Genomic DNA, 15,889 nt, shown 5'->3' with positions numbered 1-15,889 from the left:
GTGGTTTTTGAAAGGTTCTGTTGAGTCTTACAGCTCCTTACGCAGGCGGGCCACCGGAATGTTTAGCTGCTCGCGGTACTTGGCCACGGTGCGCCGGGCAATGTTGTAGCCACGGGTGTTGAGCATCTTTTCCAGCTTATCGTCGGACAGCGGGCGGCGCTTATCCTCGGCTTCGATGATTTCCTTCAGAATGTGCTTCACTTCCCGGCTCGACGCGTCCTCGCCCGAGTCGGTAGCAATGCCTTCGGAGAAGAAGTACTTGAGCGGGTAAATGCCGAACTCTGTCTGTACGGCCTTGGAGTTGGCCACGCGCGACACGGTGCTGATGTCCATGCCAATTTCGGTGGCAATGTCTTTCAGAATCATCGGGCGCAGCTTGCTTTCGTCGCCTTCCAGGAAGAACTCCCGCTGGTAACGCACGATAGAATCCATGGTGCGCAGCAGGGTGTTTTGGCGCTGCTTGATGGCATCGATAAACCACTTCGCAGCGTCCAGCTTCTGCTTCACAAACGTGACGGCCTCTTTGAGCTTTTTGTCCTTCTTGGCGCCCTTGTCGTAGGCCTGGAACATCTCCTGATAGTCGCGGCTCACGCGCAGGTCGGGGGCGTTGCGGGCGTTCAGGGTCAGATGCAGGTCGCCGTTGTCGTTAGTCAGGATGAAGTCGGGGATGATGTACTGCACCCGGCCACCGCCAGTGGGACCCGAGCCGCCGGGCTTGGGGTTGAGCTTTAGAATCAGGCCGATGGCGTCCTTAATTTCCTCGTCCTCGAGGTCCAGCTTTTGCTGGATGCGCTGGTAGTGCTTCTTGGTAAACTCGTCGAAGGTATCCTCCAGAATGCGTTGAGCATGCTCCACCACATCGTCGTGAGGGCGGCGGTCGAGCTGCAGCAGCAGGCACTCGCGCAGGTCGCGGGCCCCGATACCGGGCGGATCAAAAGTCTGAATCAGGCGCAGCACCTGCTCGATTTCTTCCTCTGAAGCCTCGATGTTCTGCGAAAAAGCCAGGTCATTGGCAATGGCTGCCAAGTCGCGGCGGATGTAGCCATCGGCGTCAATGGAACCGATGAGCTGCCGCCCGATGGCCTCGTGCTTTTCATCGACGTCGAGAAAGCGGAGCTGCTCGAACAGCGAATCGGTGAGCGTGCTGCTGGTGTCGGCTAAGGGCATGTCGCGCTCTTCCTCGTCGCCGCCCATGTCGCCCTGCATTTTGTAGCCGGCTATTTCGTCGTCGTTGAGGTAGTCTTCGAGATCGAGGTCGTCGCTGTCTTTCTTTTCGCTGGTGTCTTCGTCGCGGGGCAGCTCCAGTTCGGGCTCAGGCGTTTCGTCGAAATCTTCGTCGAGGATGTTCTCCTCGTTATCATACTCTTCGCCTTCGGCGGGCTCGTCGGCGCTGTCGTCCTGTTCGTCGCCAAAGTCGTCTTGGTCGTCATCGGCAAGGTCGGCCTCGTCCGCGTCGCCCTCTTCCAGCGCCGGATTGGCTTCGAGTTCCTCTTTGATGCGCATTTCAAGCTCCGCCGTAGGTATTTGGAGGAGCTTGATGAACTGTATTTGTTGAGGGGACAGCTTCTGCGAGAGAAGCTGTTTCATATCTAGTCGTTGCATACTGGTACGCGTGCGTCCACGGCCGTTGGAGGGGTGGCGGCTCCTGCCAAAGATAGCCGGTTTGTGTACTTGAGTTGCAGGGCAAAGGTTGGTACGAAACGGTGCTTGCAGCATGACTAGCTTTCAGCCCGCAGAAGGAGCAGAGGCACACGCAGAAGGCACGGCTTCCGCGCGGCCTCAGTGTAATCACGAAGCCGGAAGAATATGCCGCGCTTACGCTACTTCCCGTTATTTTTGCCGGCTCATTCTCATTGCTAAGCCAATGTCCGTCAGAAGATCAAGCGTAGAGGCGCTGCTTTCCAGCCAGGAGCTGGACCGCGAAGTGCTCGTAAAAGGCTGGGTACGTACCCGCCGCGGCAACAAATACGTGCAGTTTATCGCCGTGAACGACGGCTCCACGATCAATAATCTGCAGGTAGTAGCCGACGCTGAGAAGTTTCCGGAAGAAACGCTGAAGGACGTAGCCACCGGCGCCTGCGTAGCCGTACGTGGCACGCTGGTAGCCTCGCAGGGCAAAGGCCAGTCGGTGGAAATCCAGGCTTCGGAAATTGAGGTGATTGGCAAAGCTGACCCCGAAACCTACCCGCTGCAGAAGAAAGGTCACTCCCTTGAGTTCTTGCGCGAAATAGCCCACCTGCGCCCCCGCACCAACACCTTCGGGGCGGTGCTGCGCCTGCGTCACGCGCTGGCCTTCGCCGTGCACCAGTACTTCAACGACCGCGGCTTCTTTTACGTGCACACGCCCGTCATCACCGGGGCCGATGCCGAAGGGGCCGGCGAGATGTTCCGCGTAACCACCCTGCCTGCCCAAAACCCGCCGTTGGACGAGGCTGGGCAGGTGGATTTCAAGCAGGACTTCTTCGGCAAATCCACCAACCTCACCGTTTCGGGCCAGCTTGAAGGCGAAGTAGCCGCCATGGCCCTGGGCAAGATCTACACCTTCGGCCCGACCTTCCGCGCCGAAAATAGCAACACGGCCCGCCACCTGGCTGAGTTCTGGATGATTGAGCCAGAAATGGCGTTCTACGACCTGCAGGACAATATGGAGCTGGCCGAGGATTTCCTGAAATACCTCGTGCGCTACGCCCTGGAGAAGTGCCCCGACGATCTGCAGTTCCTCAACGATCAGTACGATAAGGAACTACTCAACCGCCTGCGCTTCGTCATCGATAATGACTTCCAGCGCCTCACTTACACCGAGGCGGTGGACATCCTGAAGTCGGCCAAGCAGAAGTTTGAATTCCCGGTGGACTGGGGCACCGACTTGCAGTCGGAGCACGAGCGGTACTTGGTGGAGAAGCACTTCAAGAAACCCGTCATCCTGACGAACTACCCCAAGGAGGTGAAGTCCTTCTACATGAAGCTGGACGAGGACGGCCGCACCGTGGCTGCTATGGACGTGCTCTTCCCCGGCATCGGCGAAATCATCGGTGGCTCGCAGCGCGAGGAGAACCTGGAGAAGCTACAGCAGCGCATGGATGAACTAGGCGTGCCCCAGGAAGAGCTGTGGTGGTACCTGGATTTGCGCCGCTTCGGCACCGCGCCGCACGCCGGCTTTGGGCTGGGCTTCGAGCGGTTGGTACTGTTCGTGACGGGTATGGCGAATATTCGGGACGTGATTCCCTTCCCGCGCTTTCCGAAAAACGCGGAGTTTTAGTCGAAGCTACGCTTGCAAAAACAACTTCAGCCCGGTGTCTACCGGGCTGAAGTTGTTTAGTGACTCCTCCTTACTTCACCCTAAGAGTATCCAGTAAAGCAAGTCTGTTAGCCAAACACCGCTGAAGGTTTTGGGGTCGGGCCAGAACATGACTTACAAAACTTTTGCCTACGAGCGTATGCCGCAGGTATAGCAGAGGTTGTTTCGCGTCGGCGGCGTCGATAACAACCTTGATGTGCTTTCTATGCTTTGCAGAGTCCGCGTAATAATAGAAGATGCTACTTAATGGGAGGCGCCGTTCAATGGCAGCGTCCAGAGTGCTTGTGTATAAAACAGGGCCATTTAGAAAGCTGAAGAAAGTAGTGTCACCAGCCTGTGGCAAGGGAGGATAAGATGCTTGGCTATATACTACTACGAGAGGACCCTCATATCCCGGCCGAATTAAGCTTACCTCGTAACTTTCTTTGGTCGCACATGATGACGTGCTTAGGCATGCGATTAAAGACCACAGTAATTTAGTATTTATGCTGGAAAACAGTGCTCAACAGTAATTCCGCAACTCCTTATCATCCACCGCCACCAGATTATCCAGCCGTACCTCAAACCCATCGGCCAAGCTCAGGTACTCCACTTTCTCGCGGATGTACAGGTCTTTAATGACGCCTTGATAAGTAACGGGCGGCGTGTCCGGCTCGGTACGGTAAGTGAGCGTGCAAGGCTGGCCCATAGTAGCGCGGGCTTCCAGCTCATCGTAAAAAGAGCAGCTGATCGGGCGGTAATCCATGACCTTGAAAAGACAGCGTAGGAGGAAAAGAAAAACGCCCGCTGACACCAGCGGGCGTTGAATAATTAACGGTTTCGGAAGGCTTAGTGTTTGCCCTTGCCTCTGCCGTTTCCATTGCCGTGGCCTTTGCCCGGGTGGCCGCCACCGTGCTTACCGTTACCTTGGCCATCCAAGACGATAACGCCGCCGGGGGCTGCGTAGCCAGCATTGCGCATCTTCTTGGCCTGACCGGGGGGCATACCGTGCGGATGGCCGTACTTGGCCTTGTGGTCATTGTACTTTACCCAAGGCGTAGCGCCCACGTAGTTCACCACCACGGGGTGAAAGTTGGCTGGGTTGTAGCCATTAAGCGAGGATACGCGCGTCCATTTGCCGCTGCGCTGTACGATGTACTGCCGGTCGCGCAGGTCGTAGTAGCCGCCGTACTCGGGCACGTAGTAGTACTGAGTTCCGGCTGGTGCCGGTGGGCCCCAGCTCGGCGGGTTGATGTTGATATTAACTTGAGCCTGGGCAGGAGCGGCGGCCACTAAGGCGAAGCCAAGCGCCAGAGCCGCAAAGATGGATTTGGGGAAAAACTTCATCGGAAGGTGAGGAAAAACGATGGAGAAAGATAGCACCGGCACAGGCAAGAACGGCGCCAACTCTACCTAGGTCTGGCCCAAAGAGCTAAGGCACTTAGGGGGTAGCCAGGGCCTGCAGGGCGTCGTCGGTAAAGTTGTGGTCGAAGTAGCGCAGGTTGTGCTCGGTAAAGAGCAGCACCACCACGTCGTGGGCGGCTAGCTGGGCTCGGCGGTCGAGAGCGTTTACGTGGTACTCCTGTTCGGCCACGTGTTGGGTCTCGGTGGCGCCAGTCCACTCCACTTCGCGGTTGTAGTACCAGAAGTGCGATTCGGGCGCGAAGAGCGAGGGAAGGTAGGGGTAGAACTCTATAAAGCTCCACACGAAACTGTCGCCCACGATGAGCAAGCGGGGCTGCCGCTGACCGGGCTTGAGTGGCTGAAAATCCAGGGTGGGGTAACCCATGGGGAAAGCCGCCGGGTCCCAGAGCAAGTTCATGGCTTTCACAATGTCGTTGTCGGTGTAGCGCGGTGTGGAACTGACTTCTAGTCCGGAAGCACGGAAGTCGCGCAGATCGAAGCGGCCACGCTGCTCCAGGTAGCGGAAAAGCGTATCGGCGGCGCGGGTGAGGCCGTAGCCGCTCCAGTGGATGCCGCCGCGCGGAAACAGCGGGTAGCGCGCCGTATCCTTCCACTGCCGGAAGAGGGCGCTGAAATCCAGGACGTTGATGCCGCTAGACTGCAGCAGCGGGGCGTAGTGGTCGTAACTGGAAGGCTGCTCAGGTTGCTGGCGGTACTTATCGGGCAGGTATTCGCTAAAGAAAGAGGCCTTGCTGGGCGCAATGACGAACACCAGCAGCTTGCCGCGGCGGGCCAGCGTATCCTGCAGGGCTTTCAGGCGCTGCACCCGTTGCTGAGCTTCGGCTTCGCCCACGGCATCGTGGCCGAGATAGGCGAGAATAGGAATTTCTTCGAAGAGCATGCCTTCCTTGCCGATAACGACGCCCTGAGCTTTGGCCTGGCCGAATACAGAGTAGGCCAGCTGATTGCGCGGCCGCACAAACCAATGCCGCAGGCCGATGCGCTCGGTCAGGTACTGTTCCAGGGCGGGCTGATAGGCGTTGGTGCGCAGGCTGTCCCAGCTTAGCTTCGGCTTCGGGGTCGGAGCTTCGTAGCCGGCCAGGGTGGAGCGCAGAATTTTGATGTTCAGCAGCGTCTGGACCGGCGGCAGGATCAGCAGCACGAAGAGCAGGCCCAGCAGCAGGCGCTTGATTTTGAGGTGAGGGGTGGGCGCCACGCTATCAGAACCGGAAGTAGATGAACGGATTGAAGGAACTGCCGATAAGGTAGCTCACGCTTAGCACCAGCAGCACGGCCGTCAGCATGGTCAGCCCGACGGCTTGAGCCGCAGAAAACGGCCGCACCGACAACACCGCCACTTGCCAGCGCTCCAAGCGCGGCAGGGCGCCGAAAAAGGAAAAGACCGTGGCAGCGACGAGCGTCAGAGCTAGCTCGGGCCCGAGCGCCGGCCACTCGGCCCAGGAGCCGGCTAGCATGCGCTGGATGTAATGGCCCGCCTCGGTCACGCTTTCGGCCCGAAACAGTACCCACCCAACCACCGTCACCAAGAAGGTGGGTACGATGCTAAAGGCTCCCAGCCGCTGCGACAGGCGCAGCAGAAACAGCCGGTCGAGCACCAGAAACAGGCCGTGGAAAGCACCCCAGGCGATAAAATTCCAGGCCGCGCCGTGCCAAAAGCCTGAGAGAATAAATACCGTCCAGAGGTTGGCGTACAGCCGGGCCTTCGAAACGCGGTTGCCGCCCAAGGGAATGTAGAGGTAGTCGCGCATCCAGCGGCCCAACGTAATGTGCCAGCGCTGCCAGAATTCGGTGATGCTGCGCGAGATGTACGGGTTGTTGAAGTTTTCGGGAAACTGAAACCCGATCATGCGGCCAATGCCGATGGCCATATCGGAATAGCCCGAGAAGTCGAAGTAAATCTGAAAGGTGTAAGCCACTGCACCCAACCAGGCCAGCGGCGCCGACAGCTCGGCCGGCGCCAAGCCGAAGATGCGGTCGGCCTCTTGACCCAGCACGTTGGCAATCAGAATCTTCTTGGCCAGGCCCACGGCAAAACGAAAGAAGCCCGCCAGCTTGTGGTCGAGGGTTTCGAAAGCGGCGCGGTCGGTGAGTTGCCCGGCTATTTCGTGGAAGCGCACGATGGGTCCGGCTATCATCTTTGGAAACAGCATGATGTAGAGCATGAAGTCGCGGAAGCGGTGCAGCGGCCGGTTCACGCCCCGGTACACATCAATGGTGTAGGTGAGTTTCTCGAAGGTGAAAAACGAAATGCCGATGGGTAGCACCACTTTTTCCCAGGTAAGCGGCGGCCCGCCGAAGTAGCTGCGCACGGCACCGGCGTTTTCGAGAAAGAAGTTGGCGTACTTAAAATAGAAGAGCATGGCCACGTTGATGACGATGCTCATAATGAGGTAAATGCGCTTCTGCCAGCCTGTGGCTTGGTCCATGAACCGGATCAGCACGAAGTTGATGACCACCGAAGCCACGAACAGCGCCAGAAAATTCAGCCCGCCCCAAGCATAGAAAAGCAGGCTGGCGCCCAGAGCTACCGGGTTTTTCAGCCGCTTGGGAACCAGGTAATACAGCAGCAAAAAGGCCGGCAGGAAGTAGAATAGAAATAGAACGCTGCTAAAAACCATGGGCGCGCGGCCGAGTTGCCGGAATCGAATCCCTAAAGCTACGGCCGAGCGGGACATTGCCGAAACGGCCGCACCTTTTGCCCCTGACCTGCGTTGTAACACACTGCCCCGGCATACGGTCGATTGGGCGACTTTACGCTTACCCGGCTTCTTGCTAATGAAACTAGCTAAGCGGCCGGCGTTTATGTACTTTTGCGGGCTTATTCGCTTGCGCTCTGATGGCTAAGAAAAAATCGACGGCCGTGGCTTCGGCTGCTGCTACTCCTACTGCCCCTGTGGCCGACCACTTCGCCCCTGCCTCCGCGGCAGCTGCCGGCGACAACGGCCACGAGGCGCTACTGGCGCCGGCTGTATCGGCCACGCACTCCTCGGCGGCCACCATTGAAGCACCGTTTATCGAGGTGTACGGGGCGCGGGAGCACAACCTCAAGAACGTTTCCATTCGGATTCCGCGCGGCAAGCTCGTGGTGTTCACCGGCATTTCGGGCTCGGGCAAGTCGTCGTTGGCGTTCGATACCATTTACGCCGAGGGGCAGCGCCGCTACATGGAGACGTTTTCGGCCTACGCCCGCTCCTTCATGGGTGGCCTGGAGCGCCCCGACGTGGACAAGATTGAGGGCCTGTCGCCGGTCATCAGCATCGAGCAGAAGACTACCTCGCGCAACCCGCGCTCCACGGTGGGCACCATCACGGAGATTTACGACTTTCTGCGCCTGTTCTACGCCCGTACGGCGGAGGCTTTCAGCTACGTGACGGGTAAGAAGATGATCCGGCAGTCCGACGACCAGATCATCAACTACATTCTTAAGCACTTCGATGGCAAAAAGCTGGTGGTGCTGGCGCCGGTGGTAAAGGGCCGCAAGGGTCATTACCGCGAGCTGTTTCAGCAGGTAGCCAAGCTGGGCTTTACGAAGGTGCGCGTGGACGGCGAGCTGCTTGACATCACGCCCAAGATGCAGGTGGACCGCTACAAAATTCACGACATCGAAATCGTAATCGACCGCCTCCTGGTGCGCGAGGACGACCGATTCCGCCTCTCCGGCTCCATGCAATCGGCCCTAACGCACGGCAAGGGCACCGCGCTGGTGCTCGACCCCGACGCGAACAAGACGCAGTTCTTTTCGCGCTTCCTCATGGACCCGGCCACCGGCATTGCTTACGACGACCCGGCGCCCAATACCTTCTCCTTCAACTCGCCTTACGGAGCCTGCCCCGTGTGCAACGGCATGGGCGAGATTCAGCAAATCACCGAGGAATCGGTGATGCCGGACCCCAAGCTGAGCATCAGCCGCGGCGGTATTGCGCCGCTGGGCGAGTACCGCGACATCTGGATTTTCCAGCAGCTGAACCTGATTCTAAAGAAGAACAAGGCTTCGCTCACCACGCCTATTGAGAAGCTGCCGCGCGACTTGGTGGAGCGCCTGCTCAATGGCATCGAAGCGGAGGAGGACGTCGACGACAAGAAGAAGGCCACCTATTCCGAGCCATTTGAGGGTATTATTCCCTTCCTGCGTCGGCAGATGGAATCCGATTCGGAGAACATCCGCGAATGGATTCAGCAGTATACCCAGGCTACGGAATGCCCGGAGTGCCAGGGCTTCCGCCTGAAGAAAGAGTCCTTGCACTTCCGCATTGCCGATAAGCACATCGGCCAGCTTTCGGTAATGGATATCGGCGAACTGAGCCGCTGGTTTGAAGGGCTGGAAGAGCGGCTCTCGGAGCGGCAGAATTTGATTGCCCGGGAGCTGCTGAAGGAAATTCGCAAGCGCATCGGCTTCTTGCTGGAAGTGGGCTTGGAGTACCTGAACCTGCACCGCTCGGTACGTACGCTGTCGGGCGGCGAGTCGCAGCGCATTCGTTTGGCTACGCAAATCGGGACGCAGCTCGTGGGTGTGCTTTACATCATGGACGAGCCTAGCATCGGTCTGCACCAGCGCGACAATGAGCGCCTGATCAATGCCCTGAAGCACCTGCGTGACCTAGGTAACTCCATCATTGTGGTGGAGCATGATAAGGACATGATTCAACACGCCGACCACGTGCTGGACATCGGTCCCGGCGCGGGCATTCACGGCGGGCACGTGGTGGCTTCCGGTACGCCCGAGGAGTTTCAGCGCAGCGGCTCGCTCACGGCGCAGTACCTCAGCGGCGAAAAGCACATCGAGCTGCGCAAGAAAAAGCGCGAGGGCGAAGGCAAGGACCTGGTGCTGAAAGGCGCCAAGGGCCACAACCTCAAGAACGTGACCTTGAAAGTGCCGCTGGGCAAGCTAGTGGCGGTGACGGGTGTATCGGGTTCGGGCAAGTCGTCGCTGATTCATGATACGCTATATCCCATCCTGAACCGTCACTTCTTCAACGCCAAGAAGGAGCCGCTGGCTTACGGCAGCATCGAAGGTTTGGAGCACATCGATAAAGTAATTGAGGTGGACCAGTCGCCCATTGGGCGCACGCCGCGCTCCAACCCGGCTACTTATACTGGTGTGTTCACCGAGATTCGCCAGCTGTATTCCAATCTGCCCGAGGCCAAAATCCGCGGCTACGGGCCCGGCCGTTTCTCCTTCAACGTGAAGGGCGGCCGTTGCGAAACCTGCGAGGGCGCCGGCATGCGTACCATCGAAATGAACTTCCTGCCCGACGTGCACGTGCAGTGCGAAACCTGCAAGGGCCGCCGTTACAACCGCGAAACGCTGGAAGTGCGCTTTAAGGGCAAGAGCATTACCGACGTGCTCGATATGACCATCGAGAAGGCCGTGGAGTTCTTCGAAAACCAGCCGCGCATCCTGCGCAAGATAAAGACGCTGAACGACGTGGGTTTGGGCTACATCACGCTCGGGCAGCAAGCCACCACGCTATCGGGCGGCGAGGCGCAGCGCGTGAAGCTGGCCACCGAGCTTAGCAAGAAGGACACTGGCAAAACCTTCTACATCCTGGACGAGCCAACTACCGGCCTGCACTTCGAGGACATTCGGCACCTGTCGGACGTGCTGCAGAAGCTGGCTGATAAAGGCAACTCGGTGCTCATTATCGAGCATAACCTGGACCTGATAAAAGTGGCCGACCACATCATCGACCTTGGCCCCGAGGGCGGCGCAGGTGGCGGTACCATCGTGGCTCAGGGCACGCCCGAGCAGGTGGCTAAGGTGAAGAAAGGACACACGGCCCGCTTCTTGGCTGAGGAATTGAAAATCAGTAAGTACGCAGAAGAGCACGTCAGCAAAGAGGAAGAAGCTGCGTAACAAACGCCACTTATTCCGAATAAAAACCGCCGCCCCACCCAATGTTAAATTTTGGGCGGGGTGGCGGTTTTTGTTGGCGTAATAGGTGCAGAAGGCTATTTTGGGCGCATTCTACCGCCCTTTTTCCACACCTATGCTCAAACTTTTACTTTTTCCTTTGCTGTTGTCCGTTGCCGTAATTACCTCCCCGCCTAAGTCAGCACTGCCCAAAGGCACGAAGTGGGAGGGCATCATCAGCAACGGCATGAAAGGCGACAAAATCAGCTTTGTGGTGTCGCCCGACGGCAAGAAGCTCTCGGAGCTGACCTTCTCGGGCTACTGGCGCTGCAGCGGCAAACTGGAGCAAACCACCGTGGGGCCCGACAGTAGCTTCAACATCGTGAATGGCAAGGTGAGCGGCGTGGTGGTAGACCCACCTAACGGCGGCAGCACTGCCTGGCGCTTTGATATGCAGGGCGAGTTTACTGGTAAAACTGCGGCTAAGGGCACCTTCCGCATGAATATCAACAACCTCGGCTGCGATACTTACAAGCTGCAGTGGACGGCTGCCCCCGTGCAGGCCACGGCAGTTAAGTAGCCGTAAGGCGCTACGGCTTCACCGCAACCAGCTCGATTTCTACCAAGGCCGAAGGCATTAGCAGCCGCTTGACTTCAACCCAGGTAGCGGCGGGGTACACGCCGTTGTAATACTTCTTCCGCAACTCGTTCTGTTGCGGAAAAGTGTTCAGGTCAAGCGTGTACACGTTTTCTTTCACCACGTGCTGAAACGTAAGGCCGTAGTTGGCGAGGGTCTTTTCCAGGTTCTTATAGATGCCTTCTACCTGTTCGGCCATGGTTTTGCCAGGGGATACGGTGCCGGAGATGTAAACCGTGTTGCCAACGAGCACAGCCTGGGCGTAGCCGTACTGGTTTTCGCCCCCTGCGTGCAGGTTGAAGGTTTGGCGGTTGAGCGGCTTGGCGGGCGTGGCAGTCTGAGCCGATGCCGCGTGTGCACTGCCGAGTAACAGGCAGGCCAACAGTAAGATTTTCATGGGATTCGAATCGTGCAGGTTTGCCCAACGTCGGAGCCTGATCGGAAGCCGTTGCACGACCAGTGCGCTGGGAAGTACGGATTCACATCATTGTGTGGGTGGCCGCCAGTATAAACTACTCATGCGGAAGGCCCAAAAGCAAATGAGCCGCCCGTTTCGTAACGGGCGGCTCGTGAGGCCAAAGTAGGCAGCGAAACTACATGTTGGCGTGCTGCCGCGACATGTCTAGGTGCTTGGTAATTACGGGCGTGGTCTTAGTGATGAAGCCGCGCAAATCAGCATCCTTCGTCATCTGCAGGTGCGCGTTCATCGTGTTCAGCGTCTTCTGGTGGTCGGTCACCATTTGCTGCAGGAAGCGCTTCTCCAGTTCCGGGCCCGAAAGGCTGCGCATTTGCGTTGCAATGGCTTTGTGCTCGGCGTCCATGTCAGTAGGCAGCGTCACGTTTTTCTTCTGGGCCACAGCCTTCAGTTCTTTGGTAGAAGCCGTGTGGTCCTGAATCATCATGTTGGCGTGCTGGGCTGCCATGCCTTTCACCCCTTTTTCCAGCACCAAGCGGCTGAGCTGAATTTCGTTCTGGTCGCTGTGCGCCGCCGACATCATGAATTCCGGATCGGTGGAGTGCGGCATCACGTTGTTGGCCTTCTCAGGGTCTTCGTAGCCGTTGAGGCCGGCGGGCGAGGTGCGGCTGGTTGGGCTGGGGCCGGCAGCGCCGGTGGTGTCACCGTCGTTCATGGCTGTGGATTCGCCGCTGGTGCCGCTGCCCATGTAGTTGTCGTCGGCGTTGTTGTTGGCGGTGCTGGTGTTGTCGGGCTTATCGCCTTTGTTGTCGGTACAAGCGGAGGTGCCAGCCAGCAGGGCTACGCTGAGTAGCAGTGGCAGAAATAGCTTTTTCATTTTAGGAAATGGTGTTTTGGGTTGGGTAGGTTATCGGGTAGTAGCGCCGGCTGTTGTGGCGCCAGCACCACTACCGGTAGCACCGGTAGTGGTGCTGGCTTGGTTGGCAGAGTCAGGGCTTGCGGTTACCGTAGGGCCGGCGTTATTGTCGATGACAACGGCATCGGACTGTACGCCACCAGAGTTAGCGGCATTGTCCATGTCGCTGACGGCCTCGCCGGCCGTGCCATCGGTGCGTTGGCTGTCGCCGGAGCAGGCGCTCAGGGAAAGAGCTGCCGCTAGCACGGCAAACAAGAGCGGAGAACGTTTCATCAGGTAAGGGTATGGATTGACAGGGTATACGCAGGGCGCTACTTTTTCAGCGCATCTTTTAATTGCTCAGCGCGGTCGTAGTGGTTTTTGAGCGTCGGGACGTACTTGGCTGCAAAGGCTCGAATGTCGCCGTCGTACGCACCTTTCACCATATCATCGAACGCATCTTCTGCATTGTCATGGTGGTCCACTACCAACTCCAGGTACTTCTGATCGAACTCCGCGCCCGTCAGGCCCGCTAGCCGCTGATAAGATTCCTGCTGATTGCCGCCCAAAGCTTCGGGCAGTACAATGCCCTTGCGGCTAGCCAGGGTACGTAAGGCCGTAGTTAGCTCGCCATGGTCGCGCACGAGTTGTTGCCCGAAGCCGCGCAAGTCAGGACTGAGGGCTTTGGTTTGGGCCAGCTTGCCAAGTTCAATCTGGAGTTGGCTATCGGTAGCGGCTTCTACCAAAAAATCAGCATCCTGCTGCTGGCGCTTGGTGATGTTTTCGTTGCCGATGCGCTGCTCGTTCTGGAATTTGGCGTCAGATACGGGGTCACGGTTGCCGGAATTGCAAGCAACAAGACCACTCAGCAACCAAAGGGAAAGGCAAGGAAGGAAGTAGCGCATAGCTGGCGACCGACGGAAGTGAGGTCGGCAATTCAAGCTATACGGCTCGGCTTAAAAGCAGTTTTATGGGAAAGTTTCCTATAGCTTTAAAAATTTTTTGGAGGCTTAAACCTCTGCTGATTTGCGGCTTCCAAGCAAGCGAAACTCTCAACCTATACACCCTATGTTAACACGTTCGTACCGCTTGACGTTGCTCTCCGCATTTTGCGCCAGCCTCGCGCTGGGTTTGGGAGGCTGTTCCAAAAAAGACACCGAAGATGTCAGTCTGACGGCTACTGCTTCGGCAGAAGACCAGACGGAAGGCGAAGGCGCTGATGCTGCCACCTACGAATACGTGGAAGCCAACGCCCCCGAGGATGTAACCCGCAGCAGCGTCACCTGGGCCTCTGTCGACGACCAGCGCCTCATCGGCGGTGGCTGTGTCACGCGTAGCTACGACGCCGCTACCCGTACGCTCACCCTGACCTTCGATCAGGCTGGCTGCACTGGTCGCGACGGCCGGGTGCGGCGCGGGCAGATTGTGGCCGTCTTCAGCGGGCAGCATCGGCAGCCCGGCTCCTCGGTGGTGGTATCGTTGGTCAATTACTCCGTAAATGGTAACCCACATACCGGCACGCGCACCATCACTCACTTGGGGAATGGCGTGTATACGCTGGATGTTCAAAACGCCAGCATAACCACTGCGCAGGGCACAGCCTCCTGGACTTCGCAGCGCACCTACACCCAAACGGCCGGCCTCGCTACCCGCTCCATCCTCGATGACGAATATTCCGTGACGGGCTCGGCCGCTGGCACCAACCGCCGGGGCGTCTCCTTTACCGCTACTATCGAACAGCCACTCAAAAAAGTATTTCAGCGCGGCTGCGCCCGTTTCTTTACCGCGGGCACCGTTAGAATTCTGACATCCCGCGAGAAAGTGCTGACGCTTGATTACGACCCTACCGGCACTGCGCCCTGCGACAATATTGTGTCTATCACCTGTAACGGCCGGACGCGCACCCTGCGTTTGCGCTAGGAGGCTGGTTACTTTCACAACACAAAGCGCCCCGACTGGTAAGTCGGGGCGCTTTGTGTTGTGGGGCGTTGATTGGGGTAGTTAACTACGGTTGCGGCCTGTTGCATATTGGCCGCAGTTTTAAGCGTGGCCTGCCGGCAGCAGCCAAAGGGTTGGCAGCAATTGGTTGGCAAATGCTTCAATAACGAATGGGGTTGATAGCGAATGAGCCTGTTAATGGTAAGTAGCGCCGGTATTGTGAAGCAGAATGCGCCATGTCAGAAACGCAACAAGGCGCCGCGGAAGCAGCGCCTTGTTGCAAATTCAATCAAGCAAATCCTATTCGTAGACTTTTACTACGAACACAAAATCCTGGAGCCGGCGCACCTGCTGGGGGCGAGGCTGACCTGCCATTTGGCTGTAGCGCGGCACCGCGTAGTCCAGTGAAGGAGTAGCCGCCGCCAGCGAATCTACCAAATGCATCAGGTACGACGATTTGGTGGCAAAGGCTGCGCTTTGCACATCCATTTGCCGGCCGCTGATAACCCCGATGAGGTTGCCGCGGTCGTCGAGTACCGGGCCGCCAGAGTTACCGGGGTTAACGGGAATGCTGATCTGGTAAAAAGCTGTGTCGCCTTCAAAGCCCGAGCGGGCGCTCAAAGAACCGTCGTTGTACACGAGGTCCTCGCGCGGATAACCGAGGGTATAGATTCGTTCCCCGAGCTCAGCCTGGCGGCGCTTCAGGCCGTAGGGCAGCCGACCAAAGCCGTTAAAGCGACGGTCGTTGATGCGTAGGATAGCTAAGTCGCGGGCGGCATCACTGAACACGGGCTCGGCGCGAAACCGCTGCCGGCTTTTGTTTTCAATCAGCACCGAGTCAGCACCCTGAATAACGTGGTAGCTGGTCACAATGTAACCGTCCGATGAGAGAGCGAAGCCCGTACCGCTGAACTTACCCGGGTTTACGGGAGTCAGCTTGGTGGTGCCAATCTGGTTCAGAGCCCGTCCCATCACCCGCTGGTTTTTCTTTATGTTGTCGACCTCGCGGCGCAGCTTGGCATAGCCAAAAGCTGTGGGCTGCTGGCGGGCTTTCCACCATTCCAGCCCCAGCAGGGTGCAGAACACGGCCATCACAGCTACGGCTGCAGCTACGCCCATGGTAGCGCGGTGCCCATGCCAAAATTCGCGTAGCCACTGCTCGGTACGCGAAATGCGCATCACAGGCATTTCGGGGCGGCCCGTGGGCACGGTGATTTCCTGCTCGGCATCGATTTCGGCTTGCAGGCTGCGGAGCTTATCACTTAGCTGCAGCCGGCGGCCATAAGCGTGCAAGGTGCCGGTGAGTTGCCGGTACTCGGCCAGGCGGCTGGCCAGTACAGGGTCGGCAGCCAGGCGACGCTCCAGATCGGCGCGGGCGGGCGCCGCGAGCCGGTCGCTCACGTAGTCCTCAAACAGCGCGTAGTAATCTGCTTCGGTCATCATAGCGGTAG

The 15,889-nt window shown here is 58.2% G+C and carries 14 protein-coding genes; 4 read left to right on the top strand and 10 right to left on the bottom strand.

The genetic code is table 11. The features are described 5' to 3' along the window. Positions 1-27 precede the first annotated feature (27 nt). Positions 28-1,602 (bottom strand): RNA polymerase factor sigma-54, encoded by a 1,575-nt coding sequence (rpoN, locus tag AC5FXY_RS02145; protein WP_493554982.1) that lies wholly within the window; start codon positions 1,600-1,602, stop codon positions 28-30. A gap of 262 nt (positions 1,603-1,864) precedes the next feature. Here rpoN and asnS point away from each other — a divergent pair, with 262 nt between their 5' ends. Continuing rightward, a complete protein-coding gene (gene asnS / locus AC5FXY_RS02140) occupies positions 1,865-3,259 on the top strand; it encodes an asparagine--tRNA ligase (protein WP_493554981.1) in 1,395 nt (464 codons plus the stop codon). Between the two features lie 541 nt (positions 3,260-3,800). Here asnS and AC5FXY_RS02135 read toward each other — a convergent pair. The 4 genes from AC5FXY_RS02135 to AC5FXY_RS02120 form a co-directional block, all read right to left on the bottom strand. Further along, positions 3,801-4,043, bottom strand: coding sequence for a hypothetical protein (locus AC5FXY_RS02135; protein ID WP_493554980.1), 243 nt, complete (start codon positions 4,041-4,043; stop codon positions 3,801-3,803). Positions 4,044-4,126: 83 nt separating this feature from the next. Further along, positions 4,127-4,624 (bottom strand): hypothetical protein, encoded by a 498-nt coding sequence (locus AC5FXY_RS02130; RefSeq protein ID WP_493554979.1) that lies wholly within the window; start codon positions 4,622-4,624, stop codon positions 4,127-4,129. A gap of 94 nt (positions 4,625-4,718) precedes the next feature. Next, entirely contained in the window at positions 4,719-5,897 is a 1,179-nt protein-coding gene (locus tag AC5FXY_RS02125) for an alginate O-acetyltransferase AlgX-related protein (RefSeq protein WP_493554978.1), read from the bottom strand. A 4-nt stretch (positions 5,898-5,901) separates the two neighbouring features. After that, positions 5,902-7,377 (bottom strand): MBOAT family O-acyltransferase, encoded by a 1,476-nt coding sequence (locus AC5FXY_RS02120; protein WP_493554977.1) that lies wholly within the window; start codon positions 7,375-7,377, stop codon positions 5,902-5,904. Between the two features lie 161 nt (positions 7,378-7,538). Here AC5FXY_RS02120 and uvrA point away from each other — a divergent pair, with 161 nt between their 5' ends. Further along, positions 7,539-10,556: an excinuclease ABC subunit UvrA gene (uvrA, locus tag AC5FXY_RS02115; protein ID WP_493554976.1), complete on the top strand. Its 3,018-nt coding sequence runs from the start codon at positions 7,539-7,541 to the stop codon at positions 10,554-10,556. Positions 10,557-10,689: 133 nt separating this feature from the next. Next, entirely contained in the window at positions 10,690-11,133 is a 444-nt protein-coding gene (locus AC5FXY_RS02110; RefSeq protein WP_493554975.1) for a hypothetical protein, read from the top strand. A gap of 10 nt (positions 11,134-11,143) precedes the next feature. On the opposite strand, the gene AC5FXY_RS02105 is transcribed toward AC5FXY_RS02110, so the two are convergent. The 4 genes from AC5FXY_RS02105 to AC5FXY_RS02090 form a co-directional block, all read right to left on the bottom strand. Next, complete coding sequence (locus tag AC5FXY_RS02105) at positions 11,144-11,587, bottom strand: RidA family protein (protein ID WP_493554974.1); 444 nt, start codon at positions 11,585-11,587, stop codon at positions 11,144-11,146. 196 nt (positions 11,588-11,783) lie between these two features. Then, positions 11,784-12,482, bottom strand: coding sequence for a DUF4142 domain-containing protein (locus AC5FXY_RS02100; protein WP_493554973.1), 699 nt, complete (start codon positions 12,480-12,482; stop codon positions 11,784-11,786). A 30-nt stretch (positions 12,483-12,512) separates the two neighbouring features. Next, positions 12,513-12,794: a hypothetical protein gene (locus AC5FXY_RS02095; protein WP_493554972.1), complete on the bottom strand. Its 282-nt coding sequence runs from the start codon at positions 12,792-12,794 to the stop codon at positions 12,513-12,515. Between the two features lie 38 nt (positions 12,795-12,832). Further along, the gene (locus AC5FXY_RS02090; protein ID WP_493554971.1) at positions 12,833-13,405 is read right to left on the bottom strand and encodes a DUF4142 domain-containing protein; all 573 of its coding nucleotides are present in this window, start codon (positions 13,403-13,405) and stop codon (positions 12,833-12,835) included. Positions 13,406-13,568: 163 nt separating this feature from the next. On the opposite strand from AC5FXY_RS02090, the gene AC5FXY_RS02085 reads away from it, so the two are divergent. After that, positions 13,569-14,420, top strand: a complete 852-nt coding sequence (locus AC5FXY_RS02085; protein WP_493554970.1) for a hypothetical protein — start codon at positions 13,569-13,571, stop codon at positions 14,418-14,420. Positions 14,421-14,738: 318 nt separating this feature from the next. Here AC5FXY_RS02085 and AC5FXY_RS02080 read toward each other — a convergent pair whose 3' ends face one another. After that, the gene (locus AC5FXY_RS02080) at positions 14,739-15,881 is read right to left on the bottom strand and encodes a trypsin-like peptidase domain-containing protein (RefSeq protein WP_493554969.1); all 1,143 of its coding nucleotides are present in this window, start codon (positions 15,879-15,881) and stop codon (positions 14,739-14,741) included. Between the last annotated feature and the right edge of the window lie 8 nt (positions 15,882-15,889).

The sequence above is a fragment of the Hymenobacter sp. FMD4 genome (genome assembly GCF_058932745.1).
This window is presented reverse-complemented; position numbering and strand designations above follow the sequence as displayed.